This is a genomic window from Rhodocyclaceae bacterium (genome assembly GCA_020248265.1).
GTDB lineage: Bacteria > Pseudomonadota > Gammaproteobacteria > Burkholderiales > CAIKXV01 > CAIKXV01.
In genome coordinates this window covers 34,506-43,100 of record JADCHX010000016.1, presented here as the reverse complement: position 1 = coordinate 43,100, position 8,595 = coordinate 34,506, and the positions used below count along the sequence as shown (strand labels likewise).

Here is an 8,595-nt window from a genome sequence, read left to right as displayed (position 1 = left end):
TGAGGGCAGGCGTCGCTATAGCCAGCGGATCGGAACCGTGGAGCCGGTGTTCGGCAACTTGCGGCACAACAAGCGCCTGAACCGGTTCACGCTGCGCGGGCTGAACAAGGTCGGAACCCAGTGGCGACTATTCTGCCTCGTGCACAACATTGAGAAACTGGCCAGATGCGAGTTACAGTGACGGCTCGCGGGGCAGCATGCCCCCACAGAGCGATCCATAGCGCTTGCAGAAGGCAGAAATGCAAACCAGGAAGCCAGACGGCGTGAAACGCCAATCGATCACATCACCCCGGCTCGCGAGTGCTGCCACCCGGGTTTTTGCACAGCTTCGTTAGACCGCAGGTTCTATGTTTGATCATGTCGTTCTTCGTCGCGCCGAATCTGGGAACCCAATTTCCGCGGGTCAGATCGCAGAGGCGCTTCTGTTCTATCAGAAGGTGCACCTCGTCATCGACCGGCAGACCCTGTTCGAGCTTCTTCGTCAAATCGGAGCTTCAGGTCTGTTGTCGCTCGTGGCACGTGCCGACTTCTCGGCGGTGTACACCGAGGAAATGCTGGCAACAATGACCAATTCGGTGGGTGTGTCACAGTGTCACGACTTCGTCGCATTCACTCTGTCGGGAACTGCTGCCGGGGAGAAACTGGGTACCCCTGAAGCTCGCTTGAGGCATGAGCTTGAGCTGAGCGGCATTGCGAAAAACCAGTCAAAGAAGTTCGCAGAGGCGTTTCTGAGGCTAGTCCCTATCCGAAAGATGAGCGGCAACCACTTCATACAAGGCGGGATTCCTGAGGCAACTCGCAGCGATCTGAACGACACCGCGTATCTGACGACCGCTTTCTCCGAGATCCTTGCCCGGACGACTGGAGGCTATCGCCCTGGCCCCGACTTGAAGGTTGAAATCATTAAGGGCCAGCAGGGCTTCTTCTTCTTCGACAACGTCGACTACGAACGAGTTAATCGCGCCCGAGCGGCGATGACGCCCTCTGTAGAACCACTTACGACAGCCCACATCTTGAGTCACGTTCAAGACGCCCGCGCGGACCTTGCACTTGCTGCGCACTACGGAGGAGACTTCGTGACGTCTGCAGTGACGTCCTCGGTAATTCGCTTGAAGGTGGACGTGCTGCTGAAGCGCTCACAGATGAACGCGAAGGCGCGTCAAGACTTTTCTGAGGTGGTTCTGCCAGACATGCCTACTGTCGCGGAACAAGTGGATTCTGGAGCAAGATCGTTTCAGGAGTTTATGATCCTCTTGGATAAGTCGGCAAAGTTTCGAGAGTGGCTCAAGTCAACAAACCCCGACGAGGGGCTGGCACGTGAGTATTTGCGCACCATCTCCTCTCAAGACTGGATACAGACACCGAGGTCAAAGGTAATCAGATATCTGCTCACCCTAGCCGCAGACGCAACGAATCCGATGGCTGGATTCGCGGCAGGGCTCTTCGATAACTTCCTGATCGAGAAACTCCTGAAAGGTTGGCGGCCGAATCACTTCATAAATGATCGCCTCGTTCCGTTTTTGAGTGGCTCGAGCAACCCATGAGCAACCGTGTCACGCACGAGCAGCGGTCTAACAGGTCGTTCGACTCGGACACGTTGCGGCAAGGCGCCGCGAGGTGCAGGATATCCGACGGAGCCTCGCGGCGCCTTGCCGCAACGTGCCGGTCACCTTCACGTTGAGCGACGGCTTTTGGGCAACTCACTCGCCTAGGCAGACTTCGGCTTTGGGTCGGCAGCGACCGCTCGACTCCAGTGGGAGCAGTCGTTTGCCGGACGTCGTCGCCGAGCCGCTGACCCGCCTATGCGCTCCGCGGCCGCCGAGCGTCAAGTTCCGAGGCACAGCGGACAGCCGCCAGAGAAGTTGGCCAACGGCAGGTATCGGCGATCGCCGACATTCACCGACCAAGTCCGAACGTCCGCAACCAGTCTCGAGCGGACATTCGAATGTCAGGACTCGGCCGAGCAGCGATTGCAATGTCCCCGGCCGGTCGCATTCCTCCGGCTGAGCGTGGTGAAGCTGTCCTCGTCTCTGGCGATCCGGGTGTCAGTGCAAGTCGGCCGGTGCTCCGCAGCACTTCTTGAACTTCTTGCCGCTGCCGCAGGGGCACGGCTCGTTGCGGCCTACCTTCGTCTGAAGCGTCCGGGCCACCGCCCGTTCGTGAATGGCCCGGCGCAGGGGAAGCCAGTGGGCGTGCATGCGCAGGACTGCCTCGGGGATCTGCAGCGCCAGTTCGGCCCGCTGTGCCGGCGTACGCGTGAGTGTGTCCTGTTCGGGTCCGAAGTCGTCTTCTCCCAGCAGTCCGATCGGCCGGTACCAGGCCTGGCCCTGATCCGTCTCCAGCAGCGGTTGCCAATCGGCGCGGCAGAGGTCCACGCCCTGCACGAAGCCCCAGGCCCATCCCTCGGCATCATCGAACTCCTGGCCGTCGAACACCATGACGCACCAATGGGGGTAGATGTCCGGCCGCTCGTCCTCCAGGCCAGCGATGATGCTGTTGAAGTGGCGCATCACCAGTTCCAGGATCCGGTTGATCTGCTCCAGGCTCTGCGCGGCCGGCACCATCCCCTGATCCTGCGCAAGCCCCCAGATCGGGGGCAGCCACTGCTGAGGCTTCAGTGTCGTGGGCCCGATGGCCACGGCATGCATGTAGCCGTCCATCGTGTCGAACATCATCGCCTCGGACCCGTCGCGGTCCTCCATCAGGAAGGCTGCGAGTTCATCGACTTCCTCGTCGGATAGGGGGGAGAAGCCATGCGGGGTGGGTGGCATAGTCAATTCGTAATCCCGGTCGATCTCATCGTAGCGCACCGACGCGATTCAGGCCGGCATCGAGCGCCTCGGCCTGGGCTTGGAAATCCGCGGGCCGTCGTTTTCGGAAAGTCTCCAGGTTGGCGAGCTTCCAACGCAGGGCCGGCAGCTCTGCCGCGTGGGGGTACTGCATCAAAGACCAGTCCGGCTCGGCGCGCACCAGTCCACTCAGGAACTGCCGGTGCATGGCAGTCAGGGGGTGTGGCAACTCAAGCCGCAGTCGGGCGCGGGCGGCGCGCAGGGTATCGAGCGTGCACGGCACTTCTGTCATGCCTGCGAAAGCGCGTTCGTAATCGGCAGCGATGTCCTTGTCATTGCCGAAGAGCACTTCGTGCAGCGGCGGGTTGTGGCCCGCGAGGTAGACCACGAAACACTCGACCATGGCGTCGGTCAGGCCGCCCGATTCGTAATGCTGCTAAACGTCGAAGAGGTCTCGCGGGTGCTGCCGGTCGAGTGCTGCCACCAGCTTGCCGGCATACAGCTCGTCGCGTGCCAGGATCGGAGCATCGAACTCGACGATCAGCTTGGTGTCGATGGCGTCCGCGCCGCGCAAGCGCCGCGCCCGCAGACCCAGAGACGCGACACGTTGCCCGATGGCGGCAAGCTCAGCGTCGATTGCGGCCACGGCTTCGTCCCGCGGCATCTGCCTCGGCTGGAACACGACGTCGATGTCCACCGACAGGCGAGGCATGTCCTGCACGAACAGGTTGATCGCCGTGCCGCCCTTCATCGCGAAGATGTCGTTGGCGAACACCTCGGGCGCGACGGTCAGCAACAGGCGGACGGTGTCCGCGTAGCCCTTATCCATGGGGCTTGAGCGTCAACAAGGTGCCGTCGGGCATCCGGCTCATCCAGCGCTTGTCGCTGCCGGTGCGCAGCGGGTAGCGAGCGCGCAGATCGTCCACGTCCAGCAGGCCGCTCTCACGGGCCCACGTCAGGAAGAGCCGCACGGTCTTCACGTTGGTGCAACTGGCCAGCAACTGGCCCATCAGTTCCTTGCGAGGCGAACGCACCCCGTCGAACAGGTTGCGAGCCTCATCCAGGCTCTGGCGGGTGCCGACGTCGTACAGCAGCTCCAGCACGGCGCGCTCCGATGCCGACACGCGCAGTCCGTCGGGCAGCCCGGCGGGCGTCACCACGGTCCTGGCTGGCAACGTCTCATCCGGCCAGTCGAACAAGCGCGCGTGCACGTAGCGTGCGGGAAACCTCGAGGTGAACCAGTCGGGCAGGGCGAAGCGGACATCACCCCAAAGTACCAGGGGCTCGCGGACGCCCAGGTTGTGTCGAACGCCCTGCAGCGCCAGCGCACTCTTGCCGCCGATGTGCAGCCCGGGCACGCGCTGTTGCAGGAACATCAGTGCGCCGTACACCCCGAAATCGTCCTTCGGGAAGGCGTACACGCCCTGTGCCAGGCGCACTAGCCAGCCGCTTTCGGCGTAGCGCGCAGCCAGCGGGGCAGACACTCCGATCCGTGCCAGGGTGCTCAGGTCGAACGGCGCACCACGGGCAAGACCTGTCTGCAGGCGCTTGAGGATCTGGTGACGGGAATTTGAATCCATGGTTGAAAAATGCCACAGGATCCAATCACATGCGGATAGGCCACTTAAGCCGGACGCTTGAATTCAACTCATGGGTTAATTGCAACACACGATCCAAGCAGACAGTCTCAATCGACCGATCCGAACCGGGACGAAAGCCGCTGCCTGAGCATTGGCAGTTCTAGCCCCCGACCTGGTGGCCTCGAATCGGGCCTGGCCGCGCGCCCTGATTCACGCTGACGGCGTCGGCCAGCCCTCGAATACTGGCGCAATGGCCTTCATCGAGACAGCACGCAGTCGCGCGCCGGTTACGCTGCGGGCGCCGGGGCGGCCTGTCACGGCCGCTCACGTCGCGCTGCTGCAATCATCCCGACCTGACCCAGCGCAGTCGAGCCCAGCGCCGCGCTCACACCACCCCCGACAGCGGCTGCGGCCACCGCGCGCCAGTCGAATCGCTGCTGCGCGCCGACCAGGATCGCCGCACCCTGTCCGAGGAGGCTGACGGCGGCGGCATTGAACGCAGCCCCGGCGAATCCTGTCGCCAGGCTTCCGGGCAATAGCCTGTCCGCGAGCGATTTGCCGGGAACATTGCCGCCGTAGATGCCGTAGCTGATCCCTGCTGAAGCAAAGCTGGTGGCCAGGGATCGGAAGTTGAAGCCCTTCTGCACCCCGGCGATGTTGCCGGCGACTTGACCGGCGACGTTGCTCACTGCCCCAATGGTCACCGCCTGGCCCAGAGTCAACTGGCCGGCAGTCCAACTCATCGCTGCAGGCATCGCCACGGCCACCGCAATACTCACCACCATCACCAGCACCTGCCCGAACCCGCCACACCCACCGCGTCTCTGGGGCGGGGGAGGCGGGGGCGGCGGATCGGGCAAGGTCGGAGTTGTATCGCCGACGATCTCGCCGGGCGAATACGGCCGCACCGTCTCCGCCGAGGCGTAGAGGTTGGTGACCCGATTGGGCACGTTGAGCGTCTGCCCGGCTCTGAGGTCCGCGTCGCTGGAGAGCCCATTGGCCTGCGCGATCAGGAACCACAGCCGTGCATCGCCGTAGACGGCCAGCAAACGTGCTTGAGAATCCAGCGGGCGTGCTTTACCATATAAAGCACTTACGATTCAGAGTCGTGCATGCAAGCGCCGATTTTCCTGCGCAAATGCGGCACCATGGCTCCATCGAACACTGTTTTGGCGGCTGGAGTGCTGGATATGGCTGAGACGCTGGAAGGCTTCGCGCAGCGGCTGCGCGAGCTGCGCAAGAGCAAGAACCTGTCGCAGACCGAGCTGGGGCAACTGGCCGGGCTGCACTACACCCACATCGGGCGTTTTGAGCGCGGGGCCTCACGCCCCAGCGGAGACACGCTGATGCGCCTGGCCGATGCGCTGGGCGTGACCAGCGACTACCTGCTCGATGGCGCCACCCACGAGGCAGCCAAGGCGCGCTTCGAGGACCGGGAGTTGCTCAAGCAGTTTCAGGAGGTCGAGCAACTGCCCGACGAAGACAAGAACGTGGTCAAGAAGCTGCTCGATGCCTTCCTGACCAAGAAGCAGCTTCAGGCGCTGGCGCGCTGACCGCCAGCCAGGAGAGCGACCATGAATGCAACCGTCGAACAGAGCTTGATGTCGAAGATCCGCACGCTGTCGCCGCAACAGGTGGCCGAGGTGGAAGACTTCGTGGAGTTCCTGGCCACCAAGGCCAGGAAGCGCAGCGCGCTCGATCGCCTGCTGGCCATCGCGCCGGCATTGGAAGCGGCCGGCGCGGCACCGATGAACGAGGACGAGATCGCCGCCGAGATCGATGCGGCACGGGCAGAACGCCGGGCGCGGCAAGCTGCATCAACCAGCAAGGGTTCGGGTGCGGATCGTTCTTGATACCAACGTGGTGTTGTCGGCGCTGCTGTGGCGCGGTACGCCGTATCGCTTGCTGGCCACCATCGGCCAGCGCTCCAGCATCCAGCTCTAAAGCAGCACGGCGCTGCTCGAAGAACTGGCCGATGTGCTCACCCGGCCGTCAGCCACCAAGCGGCTGGCCTTGATCGGCCGATCTGCCCGCGAGGTGCTGGCCGATTTCGTCGAGGCCATCGAACTGGTGGAGCCCGCAAGCGTGCCGCGCGTGGTGGTTGGCGATGTCGATGATGATCAGGTCATTGCCGCCGCTATCGCAGCGCGCGCTGATCTGATCGTCTCGGGGGATCGCAAGCATCTGCTGTCCCTGGGCAGTCATCAGGGCATCGACATCGTCGATGCGGCTGAGGCGGTCAGGCGCATCGCAGCGGGCGCATAGAAAAACGCCCGCTCGGGTGAGCACGAGCACCTGCTGGGCACCGCCGGCAATGCCACGCTCATGACGCCGCAGTTGCGCGCCATGCTGTGCGACCACGCCGCGGGTAACTACCGGGTGATGACCACGATGAGCGCGCAACTGCTCACTGCTGCGGTCCAGCGCCAAGCCAGCGTACTCGACGAGAAGCTGTACTTCGAGGTCTTCGCCGACGCGAACAGCAGCAGCGCGGCCAAGCCGCGCCAACGAGCAGGACGGTGAGCCCATGGACGACTACCTACCGCAACCGCGGCCCCGGCTCTCCGACGAGGCTACCGCTCAGGTCCTGGACTTCCTCTACGACCTGATCGCCGACTTCGAGTCGGCCTACGCCGCTCAGATCCTGCGGCACCGGCATGCCCAGGCACAGGACCAACGCGACCGCAGCCAACTACCCCTGTTCACCGGGCACGAAGCCGATCCACACAGCGATCCATTCTGACCTCTTGAGCACCCGCCGCCTGACGGCGGCGGCGTCACGCCGTCCGACCCTCAACTAACCTGATCAGAGGGCCATCAAAGAGTGTGCTCATGCTCACTCGGGGCGGACGTTGTCGGGTTCGCGAACGGCTACTCGTGCGGCGAGTCCATCTTGTCGAGAAGCGCCCCCACCTCTTTCAGTAGAGCAGCTACGCGCGCACGATCCGCACCGATCCGGGTCTCGAACTCGAACACCGCAACTCCATTGCAGACCTCGTTGAGCGCGGCGTTCACGATCAGAAGCTCGTCCCGGCCAATCTCGACCTGGGAACGCTCTGCAGCTATGTCGATGATTTCCATGTCTCTACCTCAAGCCGTCAAAGTAGGCGCGGCCATTCGTGGGTTGGAACGCTGTGCCACCGTCGGCAGCGCGTGGGTTTCTGATCACCACAGTGCCGGTCGAGTCTTGCCAGTACGCCGGCCGGCCGCCACTCAGTTGGCGCGAAGCAGTCGGGTTGTTGACCACGTTCTCGATGTGGTTCGCAAACTGTTCGCGAGTGCGGATACCGAGGCCCTCGAACTCGCCTTGATTCAGGACGTGCTTTTCAAAGGCGTGGCCGCCAGCGATCTCTTTGCCAGCAAGCTGGCCGCGAAGTCTTGCGGCGTTGGCCAAGCTACTTGCTTCCGCTGCCCCCTTTGCGGCATCAGCCGCGCGCACGCCCAGCCTTGTCGCATCAGCTCCAGCACCGATGATCGGCGCCATGCCCGCCACGGCCACGCCGGCTCCGACCCAGTCACGCTGCCATACGGAGATTAGCGCAGAAGAGGCGCCGGCGACCTGCGAGACGACCGGCGCCTCGGTGGCAGCCACGACATCCAGTGCCGTTTGCATCGTCCCCACGCCTACGTTGATTACCCGATCACCGGCCAGCCGTGGCCGCGGCCTGTGTGTTGCAGCGCCGCCAGGTGTGCTCGGGAACGTTTGTGCGACCGAACTCGAATCGTTCGCCGGGCCGAGCGCAACCTGCCCACGGGTTCCGTTGATCGCCGCATCGAATAGCTGCCGTCCGCGGGTTCGAGCCTCCAGACTCGGCACCGGCTTTGTGCCCGCGCCCGACTTGACGCCGATTCGGCGGTCGGGTCGGGTCTTCATCGCGCCGATGCAAAACTCAAGACCTGACCCCGATTCGGCGCTCGGGACGAGGCGAAGGCTTCTGGCGACTATGTCGAAGCTGACGTAGTCGTCGCCAGGCTACAGCGCAAACTCGACGCTGCGCTGCGGACAGCCCGTTCCTGCGCGAGCTGATAATCCCTTTCGGGCGGGCCGGGTACATCGCGCTCTTCGAGATCGAGTCCGCGACGGACGTCGTGGTGCTCGCTGTACGCCACCAGTTCGAGGACGACTACCACTGACCACGGCGTGATCGAGATCGTGCAGCTGGTGGATGCAAAGCTGGTCGATAACCGGAAGGCTGCCGGCTGAGGCCACCCGCCGGCCGGGCCGG

Annotated in this window: 12 protein-coding genes and 1 pseudogene; 7 read left to right on the top strand and 6 right to left on the bottom strand. The window is 63.6% G+C overall.

Annotated elements, in window-relative coordinates:
• Together ING98_15260 and ING98_15255 are read left to right on the top strand one after the other, a co-directional pair.
• On the top strand, positions 1-181 hold a 181-nt coding region (locus tag ING98_15260; protein ID MCA3103222.1), incomplete at its 5' end, for a transposase.
• A 166-nt stretch (positions 182-347) separates the two neighbouring features.
• A complete protein-coding gene (locus ING98_15255) occupies positions 348-1,544 on the top strand; it encodes a hypothetical protein (protein MCA3103221.1) in 1,197 nt (398 codons plus the stop codon).
• A gap of 501 nt (positions 1,545-2,045) precedes the next feature.
• Here ING98_15255 and ING98_15250 read toward each other — a convergent pair.
• The 4 genes and pseudogenes from ING98_15250 to ING98_15235 form a co-directional block, all read right to left on the bottom strand.
• Complete coding sequence (locus tag ING98_15250; protein ID MCA3103220.1) at positions 2,046-2,777, bottom strand: UPF0149 family protein; 732 nt, start codon at positions 2,775-2,777, stop codon at positions 2,046-2,048.
• Between the two features lie 19 nt (positions 2,778-2,796).
• Positions 2,797-3,618, bottom strand: a pseudogene (locus ING98_15245) (nucleotidyl transferase AbiEii/AbiGii toxin family protein).
• Entirely contained in the window at positions 3,611-4,369 is a 759-nt protein-coding gene (locus ING98_15240; GenBank protein ID MCA3103219.1) for a type IV toxin-antitoxin system AbiEi family antitoxin, read from the bottom strand. The pseudogene ING98_15245 and the gene ING98_15240 overlap by 8 nt, the downstream one beginning before the upstream one ends.
• 314 nt (positions 4,370-4,683) lie before the next feature.
• On the bottom strand, positions 4,684-5,418 hold the full coding sequence (locus ING98_15235; GenBank protein MCA3103218.1) for a hypothetical protein: 735 nt from the start codon (positions 5,416-5,418) through the stop codon (positions 4,684-4,686).
• Positions 5,419-5,559: 141 nt separating this feature from the next.
• Here ING98_15235 and ING98_15230 point away from each other — a divergent pair, with 141 nt between their 5' ends.
• The 5 genes from ING98_15230 (at position 5,560) to ING98_15210 (ending at position 7,112) form a co-directional block, all read left to right on the top strand.
• Positions 5,560-5,922 (top strand): helix-turn-helix transcriptional regulator, encoded by a 363-nt coding sequence (locus ING98_15230; protein ID MCA3103217.1) that lies wholly within the window; start codon positions 5,560-5,562, stop codon positions 5,920-5,922.
• 21 nt (positions 5,923-5,943) lie between these two features.
• Entirely contained in the window at positions 5,944-6,222 is a 279-nt protein-coding gene (locus tag ING98_15225) for a DUF2281 domain-containing protein (GenBank protein MCA3103216.1), read from the top strand.
• 124 nt (positions 6,223-6,346) lie between these two features.
• Complete coding sequence (locus ING98_15220; GenBank protein ID MCA3103215.1) at positions 6,347-6,634, top strand: PIN domain-containing protein; 288 nt, start codon at positions 6,347-6,349, stop codon at positions 6,632-6,634.
• Between the two features lie 60 nt (positions 6,635-6,694).
• Positions 6,695-6,892 (top strand): hypothetical protein, encoded by a 198-nt coding sequence (locus tag ING98_15215; GenBank protein ID MCA3103214.1) that lies wholly within the window; start codon positions 6,695-6,697, stop codon positions 6,890-6,892.
• Positions 6,893-6,896: 4 nt separating this feature from the next.
• Positions 6,897-7,112 carry a hypothetical protein gene (locus ING98_15210; protein ID MCA3103213.1) on the top strand — a complete coding sequence of 72 codons (216 nt, stop codon included), beginning with the start codon at positions 6,897-6,899 and terminating at the stop codon, positions 7,110-7,112.
• A 128-nt stretch (positions 7,113-7,240) separates the two neighbouring features.
• On the opposite strand, the gene ING98_15205 is transcribed toward ING98_15210, so the two are convergent.
• Positions 7,241-7,450, bottom strand: a complete 210-nt coding sequence (locus ING98_15205; GenBank protein MCA3103212.1) for a hypothetical protein — start codon at positions 7,448-7,450, stop codon at positions 7,241-7,243.
• 4 nt (positions 7,451-7,454) lie between these two features.
• Positions 7,455-8,243, bottom strand: a complete 789-nt coding sequence (locus ING98_15200; protein ID MCA3103211.1) for a hypothetical protein — start codon at positions 8,241-8,243, stop codon at positions 7,455-7,457.
• Between the last annotated feature and the right edge of the window lie 352 nt (positions 8,244-8,595).